The sequence below is a fragment of the Achromobacter maghribensis genome (assembly GCF_057334215.1).
This window is the reverse complement of sequence record NZ_JBHFII010000044.1, coordinates 397,671-418,750: the sequence shown is the minus strand read 5'-3', so window position 1 is coordinate 418,750 and position 21,080 is coordinate 397,671. Positions and strand designations below refer to the sequence as shown.

Below are 21,080 nucleotides of genomic sequence, written 5' to 3'. Positions count from 1 at the left end.
ACAACGGCACTCCGATGAATTTTCGGTTGGTTGTCCGCCAGCGCACTGCGGCTCGTGTTCGTCATCGTTGCCGTCGAGCATTACTCAGTGACAACCACGCTGTTCCCGGCGGCCGGAACCTTGGCCGAGCCGGGCTCGCCACCTCCGGCCCGCGTGCCCAGCTCCAGCGCCTCTGCGAACTTGCGCATCAAACGCACCAGATCCGTGATGTCTTCTGCGGGCCATTCCTGGAAGATCCCTCGTGCCAGGCGCTCGCGGGCCTGGTCAATCTTGTCGGTCACGGCCTTGCCTTTGGAAGACACCACCGTTTCGCGCATCCGGCGATCACCCGAGTTTTCGTGCCGCGTCACCATCTCCATCCGTTCGAGCTTGGCGACCTGGCGGCTGATTGTCGTGTAATCCCTGCCCAGGCGATCTGCCAGATCCACCACGCCGATCGGGCCCACCCGTTCAATCACCACCAAGAGGCGAAAGAGCGCCTGGTCCAGCTGCACGCCGGCTTCCGCGATCAGCCGTTCGTCGTTGCGAGGGCGGTTCATTACGCTGACGATCGCGATCAAGGACCGATGGAGATCCTTCATCTGCGCCGAGATATGTGTATCTTGCACTTTCTTTTTGCTGGCCATAGACTGTGCTCCTGATATGTGAATCTTACACATAAATTGGAGAAGCGATATGCGTGAGCCCGTTGATGTGCTGATCTGCGGTGCGGGTGCGGCCGGCCTGACCCTGGCAATAGAACTGGCGCGGCGCGGCGTGCGCTTTGCCCTCATCGAAAAACTCGATTCCCCCTTTCCGGGCTCGCGCGGCAAAGGGATTCAACCGCGCACCCAGGAGGTCTTTGAAGACCTGGGGATCCTGGACCGAGCCATGGCCGCGGGTGGTATCTACCCCACGGTTCGCAAATACTCGGCCGACGGCAGCCATGTGGACCAGGAAGTGACGAGTGCTGCCGAACCTACGCCTGCCGAGCCCTATCCGCTTCCGCTGATGGTGCCGCAGTTCAAGACCGAAGCGGTCATGCGAGAGCGCCTGGTCGAGCTGGGCCATGCGCCGGAGTTTGGTGTCGAGCTGATCGGGATGGTGGTCGACGCCGACGGGATAGAGGCCATGCTTGCCACCCCGGAGGGCAAGCAGACGCTCCGCGCCCGCTACCTGGTGGGTGCCGACGGCGGGCGCAGCCTGGTGCGCCGCACCCTGGGGATCGGCTTTCCCGGCAAGACCCTGGGCGTGCGGGCAATCGTCGCGGATGTCGTGCTGGAAGGGCTATCGCGCGACAGGTGGCACCAGTTCGATGGCAACGGTGCAGGTCCCCTGGCGATCTGCCCGCTCGCGGGCACCGACCTGTTCCAGATTCAGGCGCCCGTTCCTCTTGAGGGCGACATCGACCTTTCCGCTGCCGCGCTGACCGAACGCGTTGCCCTGCATACCGCGCGCACGGACGTCACGGTTCATTCGGTTGCCTGGTCTTCGACCTACAACATGAATGCCAGGCTCGCCGATCGTTACCGGGATGGCCCCGTGTTCCTGGTCGGCGATGCGGCGCATGTCCATCCCCCCACCGGCGGACAAGGCCTCAACACCAGCGTGCAGGACGCCTACAACCTGGGCTGGAAGCTGGCGGCCGTGCTCGCCGGTGCCCCCGAGGCGCTTCTGGAGACCTACGAAGCCGAACGCCGGCCCGTGGCCGCGGACGTGCTGGGCCTGTCCACGCGGCTGCTTGCGGGTTTCAAGACCGGGGACAACAGGCGGACCCGTGAAGTCCAGCAACTGGACATCGGTTATCCCACCTCGCCGCTATCGCTTCCGTCGCAGGCCGACAGCAGACTTGTCCCGGGCCATCGCGCGCCGGATGCCATTGTGCGTGGCGCAGGTGGCAGCCCAACGCGCCTGTTCAACCTGTTCAAGGGTACACACTGGACCTTGCTGGTGAACGGCCGCTCGACCTTTGCGCCAAGCGCCGGTCTGCACATCCGCAGCATTGGACCCGGCATGGAGATCGAAGATTGCCTGGACCAGTTCGCCAGGTTCTACGGCCTTGCCGAGGGCGCCGCCGTCCTGGTCAGGCCGGACGGGTATCTGGCGGGCGTCTTTGCCGGGGATGGGGCGGCAGTACTGCAAGCACACCTCGACTCGTACTGCAAATTAGGTGGAAACCCGCATTTGTAAGGAACTTGGCGGTAAAATCTGGATGCAGAGAGTCGGTGCGTTTTAACCGCAGAGCGCAAGATGGAATCGAGCATCACGCTCGTCGGAAGCGGGCTGGTGGTTTTCGTGGCCCTCACGGCTATCGTTCGTTTGTCTTTGCCTGGCCCAGGTGTAGTAAATGAAGCTGCTGAAGCAGCGTTTTGAGGAAATGATGAATTTTTGGGTCCCTGTAGTCTTCGGTACGTTCAAGCTTCTGGTGTTGGGCACGGGCATGTTTTTCGCCATTAAGTCTCACTACGATGGAGAAAAAAAGGATAAAGCGAAGAAGGAAAAGGAGATGAAAGCACCGTAGGGAAGACCTCGTTGGGATGGGGGGCGTCCTGATCGAGGTGTTTAAGGCAGTGAGGTGACGCCGCGCCAGGCTCAATGTACGGCGTGCGCCGCGCGGCGCCGGGACACGCTTTCCCAGACGGCCACCAATATCATGATCAGCGTGGTCAGGCCGCCCACCATCAGGTTGTCGGTCACGTAGGCCACGGGCGCCAGCACCGCCAGCAGCGCAAGGCCCACCACGTGCGACAGCGGAAAGCGGGCGTACACCACCGTCTTGTAGATGCCGTTGCCCAGCAGGTATAGCGCCGGACCGCCGATCAGCGCCGCGGCCGCCGGCGTGGCGATGCGGCCGTCGGGATGCAGGATGACCAGTTCATTGGCCACCGCCGACACAATGACGCCCGCGATCAGGATCACGTGCACATAGTGGAAATAGGCGCCGATGCGGCCCGGGTCGGAAGCATGCACGATGGCTTCGCTACCGTCCTTGCTGCTGGTGTCGAAATACACCCACCACATCGCCGCCGTGCCCAGGAAGGCTACCAGCAGCGCGATCAGCGTGGGGGCGTCCCAGTGGGGATGCTCGCCCAGCGTGGCGCCTGTGATCAGCAGGGTTTCGCCCAGCGCCACGATCACGAACAATTGGCACCGTTCCGCCAGGTGGCCGCCTTCGATCGTCCAGTCACCGGTGTAAGACCGCCCCATGCCAGGCAGGCGGAAGCCAAACATCGGCGAGATGTATTCGCAGGCCACGGCCAGCGCCCACAGCGCCAGGCGCGCTTCACTCGATGCCAGGCCGCCCGCGATCCAGAGTACGGCGGAAATGCAGAGCCACCCCAGCATGCGCCGGAAATTGTCCGCCAGCGGATGGTTCGGCCCCAGGTGCAGCACGATGAACACGGTGCGGCCGACCTGGAGCAGCGCATAGCAGACGGCGAAGATCAGGCCGTTGTCGCCAAACGCGCTGGGCAGGACAGCGGCGGCGATCAGGCCCACCAGCATCACGGCGAATAGCATGATCCGCATCGGGATGGCGTCGGGATCGAACCAATTGGTGACCCAACAGGTGTACTGCCACCCCAGCCAGACCGCGAACCACAACACCAGCGTATGCATCGCGCCCATCAGCGTCAGGTCGTGCAGCAGGCTGTGCGACAGCTGCGTCACGGCAAAGACGTAGACCAGGTCGAAGAACAGTTCCACATAAGTGACGCGGGCTTCGTGGCCGTCCCGGCGGCGAAGCAGCGTGGCGCTGGCAAGGAAGTTCATGGCGGGCGCGTCCGGTAGGGGGGCGCTGCCAGATTACTGCAAGGCGCGGGCGAGGCAATGTCAATGATTCAAAAGTGGCGCCGGGCGTCGCGCGGACGCGACGGCGGGCACGCCGTCCGGCGGATACCGGCCTTAATGGGTCTGCCGGCCGCCGCTGACCATCCACCGCGTTCCGAACCGGTCCACAAGCGCCCCATACGCCTCGGCCCAGAATGTCTTTTGCAACGGCATGGTGACCGTGCCGCCGTCGGACAATTGGTCGAACACGCGTTGCGCATCGGACACGGTGGGGTAGGCCAGCGACAGCGCCATGCCTTTTTTGCCAGGATAGGGGTGTCCGGCCGTGGCATCGCTGCCCATCAGGGTCTGCTCGTCCAGCGCCAGCCGGGCGTACATGATGCGTTCGGCGTCTTCGGCGGACAGGGCGGGCATGGCGGCGTCGGCTGGGGCGTCGGCGTAGCGGATCATGGCTTCGATCCGGCCGCCCAGGACGCGTTCGTAGAAATGCAGGGCATCGGCGCAGTTGCCGTCGAAGCTGAGGTAGGCGGAGAGTTGGGGCATGATGTCTTCCTGGTGGGGCGGGGCAGCCGTTGCCGATCTATGATGGAAGGCCCGGCTCGTGATACCGAAGGAGCCCATCCATGCAACAAGGTAGCTGCCACTGCGGACAGATCAGGTTCGAAGTCGATGGCGATGTGTCGCGGGTTCTGAAGTGCAACTGTACGCACTGTAGCCGCAAAGGCTATTTGTTGTGGTTCGTGCCGCGCGCAGGCGCGCATCACGGCGCCCACGCACAGCCTTTTGTCTGAACCTTGAACGATTTTAAGGAACCACGCATGAGCACGGTCAAATTGCTGTCGGACGAAGAGGTCCGCAAAAGCCCCGAGGCGTGGGCGGTGTTCGAAGACATCCGCGCCACGCGTAGATCCGATTTCGTGAACAATTTCTGGCGTGCGCTGGCCAACGACCCGGCGCAGTTGCAGCGCGTGTGGGCGCAGTTGAAGCAGGTGATGATGGCGGAGGGCGAACTGTCGCCGCTGGTGCGCGAAATGATCTACATCGCCGTGTCCACGGCCAACGGGTGCTCATACTGCGTGCATTCGCACACGGCGGCGGCCAAGGCCAAGGGCATGACCAACGGCCAGCATGCCGAACTGCTATCGGTGATTGGCATGGCGGCGCAAACCAACGCGATGGTGACCGCCATGCAGGTGCCGGTGGACGCCGCTTTCGAGGTCAAGTAGGAGGCGGCCATGGCGCTGATCCCGTTGTTCCCCTTATCCAACGCGCTGTTTCCCGCCGGGGTGCTGCACCTGCGGATCTTCGAGGTGCGCTATCTGGATATGATCCGCCGCTGTATCGCGGAAGGCAGCGAGTTCGGTGTGGTCGGGCTGTTGGCGGGCAGCGAGGTCCGTTCGCCGGAAGGCGTCGAGACCCTGGCGCCCGTGGGCACGATGGCGCGCATCGCGTCATGGGATGCGCCAATGCCGGCGTTGCTGCAGTTGCGCTGCATCGGCACCGGGCGTTTCCGGCTGCTTTCCAGCGAGGTGGCAAAATACGGTCTTTGGATGGGCAGCACCGAGCCCATCGCCGACGATCCGCCCACGCCCGTGCCGGCGGCCATGCAGTCCAGCGCCGATGCGCTGGGCCGTCTGGTGGCGCAATGGCAGCAAGACGGCGTGCCCACCGAAAGGATGCCTTTGGCGCCACCGTACCGGCTGGACGACTGCGGCTGGGTGGCGGACCGCTGGTGCGAACTGCTGCCGTTGCCGCCGGACGACAAGGCCAGGCTGTTGGGCCTGACCGACCCGGTGGCGCGGTTGGCGGCCATTCAGGACCTGCTGCGCGGCCAAGGGCTGGCATAGCAGGTGGGTTTTTTGGAAACGCCGGGCGAGTAACCTTTTTGGACATCATGGATATCAGGATTGACGAGGGCCTGCGCGCCTATATAGACCCTTTGACCGAAGACGAGCACGAGGCGCTGGAACGCAGTCTGCTGGCCGAGGGGTGTCGCGACGCGCTGGTGCTGTGGGGCGACCTGTTGGTGGATGGGCACAACCGCTATGCCATCTGCCAGAAACACGGCATCGAATTCCAGACCCGCCAGAACACCACGTTCAAATCGATCGAAGACGTGCACCTGTGGATGATCGAAAACCACCTGGGCCGGCGCAGCGTGTCGGACTTCCAGCGGGGCGTGCTGGCGTTGCGCAAGAAGGAAATCCTGCTGGCGCGCACGCCTCCAGAAGGCAGCGCGCCGCCCGACGCCGGGTCGGCTGACGCCGCATCGTCTGATGGTTCACCGCCTTGGGACGAGGATGCTCCTGGCGCCGACGGCGCGCCACGCCTGCCGCCGAACATCTCCTGGACGCCGCCCGTGCCCAGCCGCCAGGCGCTGGCGCGCGCGGCGCGCATCAGCAGCAATACGCTGGGCCAGATCGAAAAGATCCAGAAAGACGCCGCGCCGGAATTGGTGCGCGCAGTGAAAGAGGGCGCGATTTCGATCAATGCCGCCGCGGCGGTGGCGTCTTTGCCCGCCGAACGCCAGGCGGCGGCCGTGGCCGGCGGCAAGAAAGAACTGCAACAGGCTGCGCGCGAAGTGCGCCTGGCCAAGGCGCCGCCGCCCCGCGAGGCCCCGCCCGAGGTGCCTATTGAAAGTATCGCGGACCTGCCGGCCGAAGTGGCGCGGCTGCGCGGCGTGCTGGCGCGTTTGACGGACGAGCGCGACCTACTGAAGAAGAAGGTGATGCACCTGACGGTGGCGCTGGCGGAAGCCCGCAACGGCAGCAGCGGCGGCGACGATTAGGACCGGGCGCGGGAAGGAATGCACGAATAAGGGATAACCCTTATCGATGTTGTGTACGAAAAAAATTCCTGGATCACTGGGAATTTATATCGTTTTGAGGAAAGGCATGGCGGGCTTTGTAATGCATGTTCGCTTAATCGCTTCACGCATTCATTCCTGACTTCCTTATGACTCCCATCGGTTACCGCATTCTTTCCCGGCCCGCTCCGGCCGTCGACGCTGACGTGCTGGCGGGCTTTGCCGGCATCGGCTCGGCTCAGATCAGCGACTGCATGAATCGCCTGTATGGCGTCTCGGGCCTGCGCCCGTTGCATGCCGGCACGCGCCGCACCGTGGGCCTGGCGCTGACCGTCAAGACCCGTCCCGGCGATAACCTGATGATCCACAAGGCGATTTCGCTGGGTGGCGCGGGTGACGTGATCGTTGTCGACGGCGCTGGCGACACCAGCAACGCGCTGGTCGGCGAACTGATGATGATGGATGCGCAATCGCGCGGCATCGAAGGCTTCGTGATCGACGGCGCCGTGCGCGACCTGGACGTCTTCGCCCAGGGGGAATTCGGCTGCTTTGCGCGCGCCGTGTCGCACAAGGGACCGTACAAGGATGGCCCCGGCGAAATCAATGTGCCCGTGTCCGTGGGCGGACAGGTGGTCAACCCCGGCGACGTAATCGTGGGCGATGCCGACGGCGTCGTGGTGATCCCGGCCGAATTCGCGGCGGCCGTGCTGGCGCTGGCGCAGAAGAAGGAAGCCGACGAAGCCGTGGCCAAGGAAAAGTTGCGCGCCGGCACCTACACCAAGCCGTGGCTGGAAAAGACCCTGGCCGAGAAGATGGGGGCCGCCAAATGAGCATCGTCGCCGACCGTATCAAGCGCATCAAGCTGTCGCCCAGCGTCGCCGCGCGCGCCATCATCGCCGAACTGCGCGAACAAGGCCGCCGCATCATCGACCTGACGATCGGCGAACCGGATTTCTCGACGCCCGAGCATATCCGTGTGGCGGCAACCGCGGCCATGAACCGTGGCGAAACCAAGTATCCGCCCGCCCAGGGCACGGTCGCCCTGCGCCGCGCCGCTGGCGTCCATCTGCAAGAAGCGACGGGGGTGGACTACCCCGCCGCGCGGATCATCGTCAGCACCGGCGCCAAGCAGGTGATCTTCAATGGGCTGGCCGCCACCTTGAACGAGGGCGACGAGGTGTTGATCCCCGCGCCGTTCTGGGTGTCGTACCCGGACATGGTGCTGGTCAACGGCGGTGTTCCGGTCGCCGTGCAGACGTCGCCCGCCACCGATTACAAGGTCACCCCGGAAGCGCTGGAGCGCGCGATCACGCCGCGTACCAAATGGCTGATGATGAATGCGCCCAGCAACCCGACGGGTTCGGTCTACACGGCCGATGAGCTGCGCGGCCTGACCGACGTGCTCAAGCGCCATCCGCACGTCTGGCTGATGACCGACGACATCTACGCTCGCTTGAACTTCACGGGCGAAGCCACCGTCCACCCCTTGCAGGTCGCGCCCGAGCTGGCCGCCCGCACGCTGGTGGTCAATGGCGTGTCCAAGGCTTATGCCATGACGGGCTGGCGCATCGGCTACGGCGCGGGCCCGGATGAACTGATCAAGGCAATGGCCATCCTGCAGTCGCAAAGCACGTCGGGCGCATCGTCCGTCAGCCAGGCGGCGGCGCTGGAGGCGTTGTCGGGTCCGCAGGATTGCGTGGCCGAATTCGCCCGCATATTCCGCGAACGCCGCGACCTGGCGATCGCCGAATTGTCCGGCGCGCCGGGTTTGGCGATTGTCGTGCCGCAAGGCGCGTTCTACGTCTTTCCGGATTGCTCGGCCCTGCTGGGCAAGAAGACGCTCGCGGGCGATGTGATCGCCACCGACACCGACCTGACGCATTACCTGCTGCGCGAGGCCGGCGTGGCCGTCATCGATGGCCACGCGTATGGCGCGCCGGGCACCTTCCGGCTGTCGTTCGCCGCGTCGCTGGACGATATCAAGCAGGGATGCGCCGCCATCCGCGAAGCCTGCGCCAAGCTGGCCTGAGGCTCGCGTCTTTCATTCCAGTACGACCACCACACAAACAGACAAGGGGAATCAACCATGAAACGTCACTCTCTCTTCGCGGCCTGCCTGGGGCTGGCCACGTTGGCGCTGGGCGCCGCTGCCCAGGCCGACCAGGTCGACGACATCAAGGCGCGCGGCGAGCTCGTCTGCGGCACGCTTGGCACCTCGCAGCCGTTCAGCTTCCAGGACGGCGCCACGCGCCAATTGGTGGGCTATGACGTGGACGTGTGCAAGCTCGTTGCCGACAAGCTTGGCGTCAAGGTCAACTACAAGCTGCTGTCGGTGGCGGCGCGCGTGCCGGAACTGAACGAAGGCCGCGTGGACATCCTGGCGGCCAACCTGGGCTATTCGCCCGACCGCGCCGAGCAGATCGCCTTCAGCCACGCCTATTACGTCAGCCCGCAGAAGCTGCTGGTGCGCAAGGACTCGGGCCTGGATTCGGTGGAAGCCCTGAACGGCCGCCGCATCGGCGCCACCAAGGGATCAAGCTCGGAGCGCGAGATCAAGCGCATCCTGAACAAGTCGCAGGTCATCGGCTACGGCGACAGCTCGGCCACCTATCTGGCCTTGCAGCAAAAGAAGGTGGACGCGCAGTTCGCCTCGGAACTGGTGCTGGTGCGCCTGGTGCTGCAAAGCCCGCCGACCGCACCGGTCAGCGTGATCCCCAAGTCGGTGTTCGACGAGCCTTGGGGCCTGGGCGTGCGCAAGTCCGAACCGCGCTTCCTGCAAACGGTGAACCAGGCGCTGGACGAAGCGGAAACCTCCGGCGCGGCCGCCAAGCTGTTCAACAAGTGGTTCGGCCCCGATACGCCGTACAAGCTGGAACGCAGCTTCAAGATCGGCTCCATCGCCGGCTAGGCTGTCGGAGATCGATCGCTTTATGAGCCTACTTGACGCTTCCCAATACCAGCTGCTGCTAAGCGGCATGGTGGTCACCGTGCAGCTGTTCCTGGTTGCCTGGGTCATGGCCTTCACCATCGCGGTGACGCTGGTGGTGGTGCGCGCCACCAACCTGGCGCCGTGTCGCTGGGTGGTGGATGCCTATGTGGAATATCACCGTAACGTGCCGCTGCTGGTGCAGGTGTTGTTCTGGTATTTCGGCATGCCCGAATTGCTGCCCGAGGGCTTCCGGATGTGGCTGTACGACCACAATGCCGAGATGTCGCTGGCGGCGATTGCGCTGGCGCTGGGGTCGGCCGCCTACATCGCGGAAGACATCCGCAGCGGGCTGCGCGCCATTCCCGGCACGCAGTTCGAGGCGGCCCGCGCGCTGGGCGCCAGCTACCTGCAATGCATGCGTTTCGTGATCGTGCCGCAGGCCGTTCGCATTTCGATCCCGCCGCTGGTGGGACGTGCGCTGCTGCTGTTCAAGAACACCAGCGTGGCAATGGCGATCGGCGTGATGGAGCTGACTTATCAGGCCCGCGAGATCGAAAACGAGACCTATCGCACTTTCGCCACGTTCGGCGCGGCGACGATCATGTACCTGCTGGGATCTTTCCTGATCATGGCGGTGGGATCGCGCATCTACGCCCGTTATCGTCTGAACCGCGGAGGCCACGGTGCTTGATCTGCTCTTGCAATACTGGCCGACGCTGCTGGTCGGGCAATATCCCAACGGTCCGCTGGGCGGACTGGCGCTGACGCTTATCCTGGCGGCGCTGGGCCTGGCGATGTCGATGCCGCTTGCGCTCCTGATCGCGCTGGCCCGGGTCAGCCCGTTTGGCTGGCTGCGCGTAGCCAGCAAGGCACTGGTCAACGTCGTGCGCGGCATGCCGTTGCTGATGCTGATCTTCTGGGCCTATTTCGTGGTGCCCAAGCTGACCGGGCAGGTCGTCAGCGGTTTCTGGACGCTGATCTTCGCGCTGGTGGTCTATGAAAGCGCGTACCTGTCGGAAGTGATCCGTTCGGGTATCGAGGCGGTGCCGCGCGGCCAGATCGAGGCGTCGCGCTCGCTGGGCGTGGGTTACTGGACGACGATGCGCAAGGTGGTCTTGCCGCAGGCGCTGTTCAACGTGCTGCCCAGCATGACCAGCCAGTTCGTGTCGACCATCAAGGAAACGTCGTTGGGCTACGTCATCAGCGTGAACGAACTGACCTTTGCGGCCAATCAGGTCAACAACCTGGTGCTGACCCAGCCGCTGCAGGTGTTCGGCATCCTGGCCATTATCTATTTCCTGGTGTGCTTCAGCCTGAGCCGCGGCTTGAGCTGGCTGGACTTGCGTATCCGCCGCTCGCGCGCCATGGCCTAGGGGCCTGTGCGAGGCTCCTTTTAGTGTTATCAGGCCCTACGGGAACAAACATGATCAATCTTGAAAAAGTGAACAAGTGGTACGGCGCGCATCATGTGCTGAAGGACGTGGACCTGTCGGTGGCGCGTGGCGAAGTGCTGGTGGTGTGTGGGCCGTCGGGGTCGGGCAAATCCACCATGATCCGCACGATCAACCGTCTGGAACCGATCGAAAAAGGCCGCATTCTGATCGATGGCGCGGACATCTACGCCAAGGGTGCCAACCTGAACGCGCTGCGCCAGAAGATCGGCTTCGTGTTCCAGCAGTTCAATCTGTTTCCGCACATGAGCGTGCTGGAAAACGTGATTTTCGCGCCGGTCAATATCCGCAAGCAGCCGCGCAAGCAGGCGATGGAGCTGGCGCGCGCCCTGCTTGAGCGGGTGGGCCTGGAACACAAGATCGACGCCTATCCGGGCGCCTTGTCCGGCGGCCAGCAGCAGCGCGTGGCGATCGCCCGCGCGCTGGCCCTGCAACCGCCGGTGATGCTGTTCGACGAGCCCACCAGCGCGCTGGACCCGGAGATGGTGGGCGAGGTGCTGCAGGTGATGAAGGGCCTGGCCAAGGACGGCATGACGATGGTGTGCGTCACCCACGAAATGGGCTTCGCGCGCGACGTCTGCGACCGGGTCGTCTTCATGGATGGCGGCGAGATCCTGGAAATGGATACGCCCGAGCGCTTCTTCAGCGCGCCGTCCCATCCGCGCGCGCAGCGCTTCCTGGCCGACATCCTGCATCCGCGCGGCTGAGGTCGCGGCGGCGATGGTAAGGTTGGGGGTTTCCATGCGTTTCGCCTCGACCGCCGCGATGTACACCCTTAAACAGCTAGAGGCTTTCTACTGGAGCTCCGAATTGGGCAGCTTCAGCGCGTCGTCCCGCAAACTGCACACCACGCAGTCGGCCGTGGCCAAGCGGGTGGGCGAACTTGAAGCCTTCGCCGGGTCGCCGCTGTTCGAGCGGCGGGCCAAGAAACTGGTGATGACCCCGCAGGGCCGCAAGCTGTTCGAGCTGGCCCGCGAGATGCTGGACCTGAACAGCCGCATCGTGCAGAACATGGCGGATCCGGCCAGTTTCGAGGGCGTGGTGCGGCTGGGCGTGACGGAACTGGTGGGCATGACCTGGCTGGCGCGGCTGATCAATCAGATCAGCCAGCGCTACCCCCGCGTGCAGTTGATGCCCGAGATCGACGGCGGCATCACGCTATACGAAAGGCTGGAACAAGACCAGATCGACCTGGCCATCATGCCGGGGCCGTTCTGGAGCTATCAGTACGATTGCACCCATTTGGGCGCCGTCACCAATGTGTGGATGGCCAGTCCCGCGCTGGACATCGACTTTTCGGCCCGCCTGACGCCGCAGGACCTGGCGCCGTATCCGGTGATATCGCAACCCACGAACTCGGCCTTGTCGCATCTGTACGACGCGTGGTTCGCGGAACAAGGCCTGCCGGTCAAGCGCGTGCTGACCTGCAACAGCTTGGGGATGATGGCGCAGCTGACGATGCTGGGGCTGGGCATCAGCTATCTGCCGGGCGCGTACTTCGCGCCGCTGGTCGAGCGCGGCGCGCTATGCCGGCTGGATGTGCGGCCCGACCTGCCCACCATCAATTACTACGCCGTGCACAAGAAGAACATCGTCAACCCGATTGTGTCGCGGGTGATCGATATCGCGCGCGAGGAATGCGCGTTCGAGGTGGCGGGGGCGTTCCTGCCCCATGTGCCGCCGGCCGCGTTGCGGCCGGAAGCGTAGACGGCAGGCCGGCGGGCGCCGGCTCCGAAGGCGGCTTAACCGCAGCGGATCGCCGTCATGACGTCCTTGTCGTCCACGATCAGGTTCAGGCGGGTCGCGTTGTACTCCATGGTGACAAGCTGACCGGGGCGCAGGATGCGCGCGGTGGCGCTGCCGCTGCGCGTGCGCAGTTCTTCCATGACCGACTGGGTGGCCTTTTGGCCGATCTGCGCTTGCAGGGCGGTGGCGTCGCACGTCTTGCCGCCGCTTGTGGCGCCGGGGATGTTGGACGACGAGCCATAGGACGATCCGCCGTAGGTGGAGCCGCCGGACGACCCTGATGAGCTTGACGCGCTAGAGGAGCTGGAGGCTGCCGGCGCGCTGCTGGACGAGGACGACGTCCCGGTATTGGCGCATGCGCTCAGGCTGGCAACCAGAAGGAAAGGGATCAGCTTGCGGATCATGTAAAGCTCCTTACAACTACGCGACAAAAAAGCCATGATAGACCAGCCGGGGCGGCCTGTAATCAGGAGCCGTGGGGGGCCTGCATGCCGGGCATCGCGGGCAGCCGGTCGGCCAGGAACTGGATCAGCAGCCGGGCCCGCAAGGCCTGGTAGCGGCGGGAGGGGTAAATCAGGAACGCTTCCTGTGGCGCGCCGCTCCATTTGGGCAAGACGCGCAGTAATTGGCCATCGGCCACCAGGTCCTGCACCAGCCAGGCCGGGCACAAGCCCACGCCGGCGCCCATCGCCAGCGTTTCCCGGATGGCCAGGGCATTGTTGACGCGGTACCGTCCTTGCGTCTGGACGCTGGCGCGGGTGGCGCCCTGGTGCAGCTCCAGGGTGTCGCCGGTCGGCAGCCACGCGAACCTGACGTAGTCGTGGGCCGTCAGGTCCTCCGGCGTGCGGGGTTTTCCGTGGCGGGCCAGATAGGACGGCGCCGCGACCAGATGGCGCGGCGACAGGGCAACTTTGCGGGCAATGGCGTTGGGCGGCAGGTCGCCGCCCAGGCGCAGCGCCACGTCCACGCCTTCTTCCACCAGGTCGACGAAACGGTCGTTCAGGATCAGTTCGACTTGAATGTCGGGATAGGCGTCCAGGAATTCCCGGATCAACGCGTTCAGCCGGAACTGGCCCAGCGCGACGGGGGCGTTGATGCGCAGGAAACCGGCGGGCTGCTCGGTCTGGCCTCGGGCGTCGGCCACCGCCTCGGCGTATTCCTCCAGCACTCGGTTGGCGCGTTCGTAGAAGCGCTTGCCTTGTTCGGTGGGCACGACGCGCGTCGTGCTGCGCTCCAGCAAGCGCACGTTCAAGTCTTTCTCAAGCGCCGCAACGATCTTGCTGAGCGCGGGCTGGGTCAGACCTTGTTCGCGGGCGGCGGCGGACAAGGTGCCAAGTTCCACGGCGCGGACGAAGGCCCGCATGGCGCGCAACGTATCCATATGCAGGGCATTCCATTTTGGAAGAAGTGGTATGCATTTTATAGGTCTACCTTTGGTTATGGGAAGAACCTATCGTGGCGGCATCGCTGTTAATTGCTTCCCGTCCCAAGGAGATCCCATGAAGCCTGCCATGAACCGTCATTTCTTTTTCCGCGCCGCCAGTCTGGTCGCGGCCAGCCTGGCGTGGATGCCGTCCGTCACGCAGGCGGCCGCGTCGGGGCCGCAAGCCGCCTGGGTCAGTTCTTGGTCCGCCAGCCCGCAGCCGTTATGGGAGGAATCGTTCGTACTGCCTGCCGGCATGCCGGCGCAAGTCGCGGGCCAGACGCTGCGCGAGACCGTCAAGATCAGCCTGGGTGGCAAGCGCTTGCGCGTGGTGCTATCCAACCGCTACGGCACGCAGCCGTTGGTGATCGGCGCTGCCCATGTGGCAAAGGCGCGGGCGGGGGCGGCCATCTACCCGGCGTCGGATCGGGCGCTGCGTTTCGGCGGCCGTCCGGGTGTGACGGTCGCGCCCGGCGCCCAGGTGGTCAGCGACCCGGTGGACTTGCCCGTGGCGGCGTTGAGCGAACTGGCCGTCAGCACCTATTTCCCGCAACCGACCCCCGTCACCACGTTCCATTGGGGCGCGCAGCAAACCGCCGCGCTGGCGTCGGGCGACGTCGGCGGCGCGTCGGACTTGCCGGGCGCCACCGCGTTGCAGGGGCGCGCGTTCCTGACGGGGATCTGGGTGGAAAGTGCTGCCAGTACCCCGGTCGTGGTGGCGTTCGGGGATTCGTTGACCGATGGCAACGGCTCCACGCCCGGCGCCAACCGCCGCTGGCCCGATATCCTGGCGCGCCGGCTGGCGCCGCAGGGCGTGGGCGTCGTCAATGCGGGCATTTCGGGCGCGCGGGTGTGGGGCGACAAGATGGGCGTGAACGCGATGGCCCGCTTCGAGGCCGACGTGTTGGCGCAACCCGGTGTACGGACGGTGGTCGTGCTGATGGGCATCAACGATATCGGTTGGCCCGATAGCGGGTTCGCGCCCGACGATGCGCCCATGACCGCGGCTCGGCTGGTGGAGGGGTACCGGCAACTGGCCGAGGCGGCCCGCGCCCGCAACGTGCGCATCGTGGGAGCGACCATCGCGCCTTACGAGGGTTCGTTGCACGGCACGCCGCTTGCGGGCCATTACCGCCCGGCCAAGGATGCGGTGCGGCGCGAGGTGAATCAGTGGATCCGCGGCAGCGGCGTGTTCGACGCGGTGGTGGATATGGACGCCGTGCTGCGCGACCCGGCGCACCCCGCGCGTCTGTTGCCGGCCTACGATTCGGGCGACCACCTACATCCCGGGGATGCGGGCTATCAGGCGATGGCGCAGGCGCTGGATGACGGCATTCTGTTCGGCCGGTGAACCGTCCGTTGCTGCCGGGGCCCGTCAATGGAAGTTGCGGCTGTGCGTGGCCAGTCCGCCCAGCAGGTCGGACAGGTCCACCAGCCGCTGCGCGATCAGGTGGCGCACGCCGTCCACGCTCTGCCAGGCGCCGTAGACGCCCAGCAACTTGGCACCCAGCAATTCGCGGCGCTGGCGTTCGATCAGTTCGGGCCGGACGACCACGTTCACGGGGCCGGTCTCGTCTTCCAGCGTGACGAAGATCACGCCCTTTGATGTTTGCGGCCGCTGGCGCACGGTGACGATGCCGCAGGCTCGTGCCACGCGCTTGTCGGGATAGCGGTTCAGAACGTCGGCCGGCTGGAAATTGCGGGCCGCCAATTGGTCGCGCAGCAGCGCCACCGGATGGCTATGCAGGGTCAGGCCCACGCTGCGGTAGTCGGCCGCGACGGTCTGGCTTTCCGACGGCGCCTGCAGCCGCGGCGCCTGGGTTTCCTGGATGGCGGCATCGCGCAGCAAGTCACGGCTTTGCACGCTGGCGGCGGCTTCCCAACTGGCTTGGCGCCGATGGCCCGCCAGGGTGCGCAGCGCATCGCCCGCGGCCAGCGCGTTCAGGTCATGGCGGTTGAGCGCGGCGCGCCGGGCCAGGTCGGCGGTGTCGGTGAAAGGCGACTGCGCGCGCGCGTGTTCGATGCGCCGGGCGGCGTCTTCGCGCATGCCCTGGATCAGGCTCAAGCCCAGGCGGACGGCGGGACGCGGGGTGTCGGGGGGCGGGGCATGCGGACGGGCGCCGCGTCGGGCGCCAGGGTGACCGTCCGGCAAGGCCTCCAGCGCGGAGTCCCAACCGCTGACGGTGACGTCCGCAGGCAGCACGCAGACGCCATGGCGGCGGGCGTCCTGCACCAGTTGGGCGGGCGCGTAGAAGCCCATGGGTTGAGAGTTGAGCAGGGCAGCCAGAAAGGCTTCGGGTTCGTGCCGCTTCAGCCACGAACTGGAATACGCCAGCAGCGCGAAGCTGGCGGCATGGCTTTCCGGGAAGCCATATTCGCCAAAGCCTTCCACTTGCCGGAACAGCGCTTCCGCGAAGTCCAGCGTGTAGCCGTGAGCCAGCAGGCCGCCCACCAGTTTGACGCGGAATTTGTCCACGCCGCCTTTGCGCTTCCAGGCGGCCATCGACCGGCGCAGCTGGTCGGCTTCGCCCGGGGTGAAGCCCGCAGCCACCACGGCAATCTGCATCACCTGTTCCTGGAAGATGGGCACGCCCATGGTCCGGCTGAGCACGCCGCGGACTTTTTCGCTGGGGTAGGTTACTTCTTCTTTTTTCTGGCGGCGGCGCAGATAGGGGTGGACCATGCCGCCCTGGATCGGACCGGGCCGCACGATGGCCACCTGCACGACCAGGTCGTAGTATTGACGCGGCCGCAGGCGGGGCAGCATCGTCATCTGCGCGCGCGATTCGATCTGGAACACGCCGACCGTGTCAGCGTCGCAGATCATGTCGTAGGTGGCATCGTCGCCTTCGGGAATGTCCTGCAGCGTCAGCGGCTTGCCACGGCGCTGGCCGGCCAGTTCCAGCGTGCGGCGCAGCGCCGACAGCATGCCCAGCGCCAGCACGTCCACCTTCAGCAGTTTCAACGCGTCCAGGTCGTCCTTGTCCCATTGCACGACGCTGCGGTCTTCCATGGCGGCGTTTTCGATCGGCACCAGGCGCGACAGTTTCCCGCGTGAAATCACAAAGCCGCCGGGATGCTGGGACAGATGGCGGGGAAAGCCCATCAGGGTCTGGGCCAGCGATGCCCATTGCCGGGCAACCGGGGATTCCGGGTCCAGTCCGCAGGTGCCCAACGTGCGCAGCATTTCCTTCTTGCCGTCCCACCATTGATGGGCGCGCGCCACGGCGTCGATGAGGCCCAGGTCCACGCCCAACGCGCGGCCGGTATCGCGCAGCACGCTGCGTGGCCGGTACGAGATGACCACGGCGGTCAGCGCGGCGCGCTGCCGGCCGTATTTGCGGTAGATGTACTGGATGACCTCTTCGCGGCGCTGGTGTTCGAAGTCCACGTCGATGTCGGGGGGCTCGTTGCGTTCCTTGCTGATGAAACGCTCGAACAGGTTGTTGCCGCGCATGGGGTCCACCGCGGTGATGCCCAGGCAGTAGCAGACCGCCGAGTTGGCGGCCGAGCCGCGGCCCTGGCACAGGATGCCCGCGTTGCGGGCGTACAGCACGATGTCGTAGACGGTCAGGAAATAGGCTTCGTATTGCAGGTCGGAGATCAGGTCGAGTTCTTTTTCGATCTGTTCGGTCACGATGTCAGGCACGCCGGCGGGAAAGCGGCGGGCCGCGCCCGCCAGGGTTTCCTGGCGCAGGAAGGTGGCCGGCGTGTGCCCGGGCGGCACGATCTCGTCGGGGTATTCGTAGCGCAGCTCGTCCAGGGAAAACGTGCAGCGGCGCGCCACCACCAGCGTTTGCGCCAAGGCCTCCGGCGGATACAGGTTGGCCAGCCGCATGCGGGTGCGCAAGTGTTGTTCGGCGTTGCCGGACAGTTCGTAGCCGCATTGGGACACCGGCTGGCGGGTGCGGATGCCGGTCAGCGTGTCGTGCAGCGGCTTGCGCGACCGCACGTGCATTTGCACCTGGCCCACCGCCACGACGGGCAATTCCGCCGCATTCGCGGCGTTTTCGATGGCGGCGCGATGCAGATCGTCGCGCGACTGGTACAGCAGGTTCAGGCCGACCCAGGCGCGGTGGGGAAAGACACGCGCCAGCCAGCGCGCCTGTTCGGCCAGGCGGTCGGCGTCGGTGCCGTAGGCGGGCGTCAGGATGGCCAGGCATTCGGGAAGGTGACGCAGATGCGCGTAGCCTTCCGGCGGATCGGTCAGGTCTTCCGGCGCCAGCCGGTATTCGCCCTTGGGCGCGCGGGTGCGGGCCAGCGTGATGAGTTCGGACAGGTTGCCGTAGCCTTCGCGGGTCTGCGCCAGCAGGGTCAGCCCCAGCGGCGCGGCGTCGGGGGCGGCGCGCAGCTGGAAGGTGGCCCCGATGATCAGCGGCAGCTTCAGGGACTTGGCTTCCATGTGGGCGCGCACCACGCCCGCCAGGGAGCATTCGTCGGTCAGCGCCAGCGCGGCGTAGCCCAGTTCCGCGGCGCGCGCGGCCAGCTCTTCCGGATGCGAGGCGCCTTGCAGGAAAGAGAAATTCGACTGGCATTGCAGCTCGGCATAGCCGGGCAACGCCGCGGGCGGGGCGGACGGATCGGGGGCGTCGAAGGCGTCGTCGTGCATGATGCGGACGGCTTCAGGCGTACAGCCCGTGCAGGAACCAGCGCGCGTGCTCGGCGTCGCGTTCGCGGTAGATCCAGTAGCGCGCGGCGGCGGCGTCTTCGGCGACGAAGTAGTCGCGCACGGTCAGGGCGGGGTCCCACCAGCCGCTTTCGATGCGCTCGGGGCCGCGCATCAGCCGCAGCGCCTGGCCGCCGTATTGCGGACGATGGCCGGACAGCTTCAAGGGCAGCGGCGTTTCCAGCAGCCAGAACGGGCGGTCCAGCAAGGTGGGCAAGGGCGTGGGGGCTTGGGGAGGCGCCAGCGCGTCGCCCCAGGCATTGGCGGCTTCGGGGCGGTGGTCGGCGGCGGGCTGCGCGTGGCGCACCTGGTCGCGGCCCAGCCGTGCCACCAGCAGGTCCAGCAGCCGGGCGTGGTCGGCCGCCGTGCCGCCGGGTTCGGGGAACAGGGTGGTGCTGGCGGCAGGCTGCTCTACCGTGTCAGGCGCTTGCAGCGCCACGGCGATGACGGGCGCTTCCAGGGTGAAGTGGTTCAGTTTTTCGCGCAGCAGGTGCAACAGTTGCGGCGCCTGCCAGACGGGCTGCGCCAGCGCCAGCTCGAGTTCGGTGGGCGGGCGGGCGTGGCGGCCGCGTTCGTGTTCCATGCTGAGCACCACGCGCCGCACGGCCAACTGCCGGGCGGTCAGCCAGCCGCCCAGTTGTTCGGCCAGCCGGCGGGCCACCGCCAGCACGGCGTCGGTGTGTTCGACATAGTCCGTGAGTTCCAGGCGCCGCGAAAACTGGTGGGGCGGTTCGATCCAGCGGTAGAGCTCCGGCGTCTGGCCATAGGCGGCGTCCAAAGCCTGCAGCAGTTCGGGCGTGCTGCGACGTTGCAGGCCGGCGCGCGGCAGGGCGCGCAGGTCTGCCAGGGTGTGGCAGCCGATGTCGTCCAGCCAGTCGCGGCGGGCCTGCGCCTGAGGCAGCAGCGCCAGCGGCAGCGCGTCCAGCCGGCGCGTCAGCGTGGGCAGCGTCAACGTGCGCCGGGGCATGCGGCGGCCGGGGTGGTGCGCCAGCAGCCAGGCGCCCATGGCGGTAGGAGCCATGCCCAGCGCCACGCGCAGGTCCAGGGCCTGCAAGGTGGCGCGGATGCGCTGGCTAAGCGCGCGCGGTCCGCGAAAGAACATCAGGCTGGCCCCCACGTTCAGTAGCACGGTGTCGTTGCCGACCAGGGCGACTTCAGGGGTGTATTGCAGCAAGGCCAGCGCCGCGCCCAGCAGGGCGTCGGCTTCGGTTTGGGGCTGGCGCGGCAGCAGTTCGACCTGGGGGGCGATGGCCGCCGCGCCGGCGCGGCGCATGCCCGCCTTGACGCCTGCCTGTCGGGCGGCGGGAGTAAGGGCGGCGACGCGTTCCTGGTCCAGGACGGCGAACGCCTGCTCCTCAAGCGGCCAGTGCGGGCGTAGTGCGTCCAGCGGCAGGCAGCGCAGGAATACGGCGATCCAAAGGCGCATGGCGGGGGGAAGAAGGCGTAAGGACGCCGGGCTCCAGGGCAACATGCAGCGGCGTGTCGCAGACCGGTCCCCGGCGTTTCAGGATATGGACGGACAACCCGCCCGGCGCGGGCGCAAGCGCCAGCCGCAGGGGAGCGGGCGTGGCGTGTTGCGCCGCGCTGGCCGGGCGCACGGCGATGAAGAGCAAGTCGCTGGCCTGGGCCGCCAGATGCAGGCGGCGCAGGGATTCGGGGCGAACGTGGGGCAGCCAGCAGATCAGGGCGCCGCAACTGCCGTTCTTTAGTATCTGTTCCGTGGCCCACAGCGTGTCGACGGGCTTTTGCGGCGCGACCCATAGCAGTTGCCGGGGATCCAGCCGCCAGCTCATCCAGCTGGCGATGTGCGGGGCGTGCGGCGGCTGCACCAGGGCGATGGGCCGGCGCGTTTCCAGTTGGGCCAGCGCGGGGCGCAGCAGGCGGATTTCGCCGATGCCGGGGTGCGGAGTCAGCAGCTCGATCAGCGAACCCAGCGGCCAGCCGCCATCCGGCAGCTGCGCGGAAAGCGCGGCGTGCCCGGTGGGCAGGTTGCGGGCGGCGCCTTTGGCCATCTGGGTGGCGCGCCACAACGCGGGATGGATACGTTCAGGGGACTGCATGGCGGGGTTGGCCGGTTCAGTTGGCCAGTTCAATAAGCCAAAAAGGGGTGGGCGGGTAACCTGAGATACTTGGAATAACTGTATGAATATACAGTATTGTAGCCGCCTTTGACGCCGCCCGGCATCGCGGTGCACCGCGGTGTCGGGCATGCGTTGCGCCCCCTTTTTAGCGCGCGAAGCCCCCTGACTTGGCGCTACCCCCGCGCCGCGCGGTCAGGCGCCGCCGTGGGG

At 66.2% G+C, this 21,080-nt stretch carries 22 protein-coding genes; 14 read left to right on the top strand and 8 right to left on the bottom strand.

Annotated elements, in window-relative coordinates:
- Positions 1-80 precede the first annotated feature (80 nt).
- Positions 81-626 (bottom strand): MarR family winged helix-turn-helix transcriptional regulator, encoded by a 546-nt coding sequence (locus tag ACE039_RS19895; RefSeq protein ID WP_485823157.1) that lies wholly within the window; start codon positions 624-626, stop codon positions 81-83.
- 49 nt (positions 627-675) lie between these two features.
- Between ACE039_RS19895 and ACE039_RS19890 the strand changes: the two genes are divergently transcribed.
- Both ACE039_RS19890 and ACE039_RS19885 read left to right on the top strand, forming a co-directional pair.
- Positions 676-2,169: an FAD-dependent oxidoreductase gene (locus ACE039_RS19890; RefSeq protein WP_485823156.1), complete on the top strand. Its 1,494-nt coding sequence runs from the start codon at positions 676-678 to the stop codon at positions 2,167-2,169.
- 157 nt (positions 2,170-2,326) lie between these two features.
- Entirely contained in the window at positions 2,327-2,500 is a 174-nt protein-coding gene (locus ACE039_RS19885; protein WP_199196786.1) for a hypothetical protein, read from the top strand.
- A 71-nt stretch (positions 2,501-2,571) separates the two neighbouring features.
- Here ACE039_RS19885 and ACE039_RS19880 read toward each other — a convergent pair whose 3' ends face one another.
- Both ACE039_RS19880 and ACE039_RS19875 read right to left on the bottom strand, forming a co-directional pair.
- On the bottom strand, positions 2,572-3,750 hold the full coding sequence (locus tag ACE039_RS19880; protein WP_485823155.1) for a low temperature requirement protein A: 1,179 nt from the start codon (positions 3,748-3,750) through the stop codon (positions 2,572-2,574).
- Positions 3,751-3,882: 132 nt separating this feature from the next.
- The gene (locus ACE039_RS19875; RefSeq protein WP_105556802.1) at positions 3,883-4,311 is read right to left on the bottom strand and encodes a VOC family protein; all 429 of its coding nucleotides are present in this window, start codon (positions 4,309-4,311) and stop codon (positions 3,883-3,885) included.
- A gap of 80 nt (positions 4,312-4,391) precedes the next feature.
- Between ACE039_RS19875 and ACE039_RS19870 the strand changes: the two genes are divergently transcribed.
- The 11 genes from ACE039_RS19870 (at position 4,392) to ACE039_RS19820 (ending at position 12,661) form a co-directional block, all read left to right on the top strand.
- Positions 4,392-4,559: a GFA family protein gene (locus ACE039_RS19870; protein WP_485823154.1), complete on the top strand. Its 168-nt coding sequence runs from the start codon at positions 4,392-4,394 to the stop codon at positions 4,557-4,559.
- Positions 4,560-4,586: 27 nt separating this feature from the next.
- Positions 4,587-4,994, top strand: a complete 408-nt coding sequence (locus ACE039_RS19865; protein ID WP_485823153.1) for a carboxymuconolactone decarboxylase family protein — start codon at positions 4,587-4,589, stop codon at positions 4,992-4,994.
- 9 nt (positions 4,995-5,003) lie between these two features.
- On the top strand, positions 5,004-5,615 hold the full coding sequence (locus ACE039_RS19860; RefSeq protein WP_105556804.1) for an LON peptidase substrate-binding domain-containing protein: 612 nt from the start codon (positions 5,004-5,006) through the stop codon (positions 5,613-5,615).
- A 47-nt stretch (positions 5,616-5,662) separates the two neighbouring features.
- Positions 5,663-6,556 carry a ParB N-terminal domain-containing protein gene (locus tag ACE039_RS19855; protein ID WP_485823152.1) on the top strand — a complete coding sequence of 298 codons (894 nt, stop codon included), beginning with the start codon at positions 5,663-5,665 and terminating at the stop codon, positions 6,554-6,556.
- A gap of 167 nt (positions 6,557-6,723) precedes the next feature.
- Positions 6,724-7,404 carry an RraA family protein gene (locus ACE039_RS19850; RefSeq protein ID WP_310029049.1) on the top strand — a complete coding sequence of 227 codons (681 nt, stop codon included), beginning with the start codon at positions 6,724-6,726 and terminating at the stop codon, positions 7,402-7,404.
- The gene (locus ACE039_RS19845; protein ID WP_485823151.1) at positions 7,401-8,603 is read left to right on the top strand and encodes an aminotransferase class I/II-fold pyridoxal phosphate-dependent enzyme; all 1,203 of its coding nucleotides are present in this window, start codon (positions 7,401-7,403) and stop codon (positions 8,601-8,603) included. Before ACE039_RS19850 ends, ACE039_RS19845 begins: the two co-directional genes overlap by 4 nt.
- A 57-nt stretch (positions 8,604-8,660) precedes the next feature.
- Entirely contained in the window at positions 8,661-9,482 is an 822-nt protein-coding gene (locus ACE039_RS19840; RefSeq protein WP_485823150.1) for an ABC transporter substrate-binding protein, read from the top strand.
- 22 nt (positions 9,483-9,504) lie between these two features.
- Positions 9,505-10,194 (top strand): amino acid ABC transporter permease, encoded by a 690-nt coding sequence (locus tag ACE039_RS19835; RefSeq protein ID WP_105556808.1) that lies wholly within the window; start codon positions 9,505-9,507, stop codon positions 10,192-10,194.
- Positions 10,187-10,876 carry an amino acid ABC transporter permease gene (locus ACE039_RS19830; RefSeq protein WP_054421595.1) on the top strand — a complete coding sequence of 230 codons (690 nt, stop codon included), beginning with the start codon at positions 10,187-10,189 and terminating at the stop codon, positions 10,874-10,876. The genes ACE039_RS19835 and ACE039_RS19830 overlap by 8 nt, the downstream gene beginning before the upstream one ends.
- A gap of 50 nt (positions 10,877-10,926) precedes the next feature.
- A complete protein-coding gene (locus ACE039_RS19825) occupies positions 10,927-11,661 on the top strand; it encodes an amino acid ABC transporter ATP-binding protein (protein ID WP_105556809.1) in 735 nt (244 codons plus the stop codon).
- Between the two features lie 34 nt (positions 11,662-11,695).
- A complete protein-coding gene (locus tag ACE039_RS19820) occupies positions 11,696-12,661 on the top strand; it encodes a LysR family transcriptional regulator (RefSeq protein WP_448708761.1) in 966 nt (321 codons plus the stop codon).
- Positions 12,662-12,696: 35 nt separating this feature from the next.
- Here the strand turns inward: ACE039_RS19820 and ACE039_RS19815 are convergent, their stop codons facing one another.
- Together ACE039_RS19815 and ACE039_RS19810 are read right to left on the bottom strand one after the other, a co-directional pair.
- Positions 12,697-13,104: an I78 family peptidase inhibitor gene (locus tag ACE039_RS19815; protein ID WP_485823149.1), complete on the bottom strand. Its 408-nt coding sequence runs from the start codon at positions 13,102-13,104 to the stop codon at positions 12,697-12,699.
- Between the two features lie 62 nt (positions 13,105-13,166).
- Positions 13,167-14,081, bottom strand: coding sequence for a LysR family transcriptional regulator (locus ACE039_RS19810; protein ID WP_485811292.1), 915 nt, complete (start codon positions 14,079-14,081; stop codon positions 13,167-13,169).
- Between the two features lie 118 nt (positions 14,082-14,199).
- Here ACE039_RS19810 and ACE039_RS19805 point away from each other — a divergent pair, with 118 nt between their 5' ends.
- Positions 14,200-15,474 (top strand): SGNH/GDSL hydrolase family protein, encoded by a 1,275-nt coding sequence (locus tag ACE039_RS19805; RefSeq protein WP_485823148.1) that lies wholly within the window; start codon positions 14,200-14,202, stop codon positions 15,472-15,474.
- 24 nt (positions 15,475-15,498) lie between these two features.
- On the opposite strand, the gene ACE039_RS19800 is transcribed toward ACE039_RS19805, so the two are convergent.
- Genes ACE039_RS19800 through imuA form a run of 3 tightly spaced genes read right to left on the bottom strand, consistent with a single transcriptional unit; the run spans position 15,499 to position 20,849 of the window.
- On the bottom strand, positions 15,499-18,732 hold the full coding sequence (locus ACE039_RS19800) for an error-prone DNA polymerase (RefSeq protein ID WP_485811291.1): 3,234 nt from the start codon (positions 18,730-18,732) through the stop codon (positions 15,499-15,501).
- 13 nt (positions 18,733-18,745) lie between these two features.
- Positions 18,746-20,215 (bottom strand): Y-family DNA polymerase, encoded by a 1,470-nt coding sequence (locus ACE039_RS19795; protein WP_485811290.1) that lies wholly within the window; start codon positions 20,213-20,215, stop codon positions 18,746-18,748.
- Positions 20,145-20,849 (bottom strand): translesion DNA synthesis-associated protein ImuA, encoded by a 705-nt coding sequence (gene imuA / locus ACE039_RS19790; RefSeq protein ID WP_105556815.1) that lies wholly within the window; start codon positions 20,847-20,849, stop codon positions 20,145-20,147. The genes ACE039_RS19795 and imuA overlap by 71 nt, the downstream gene beginning before the upstream one ends.
- Positions 20,850-21,080 lie beyond the last annotated feature (231 nt).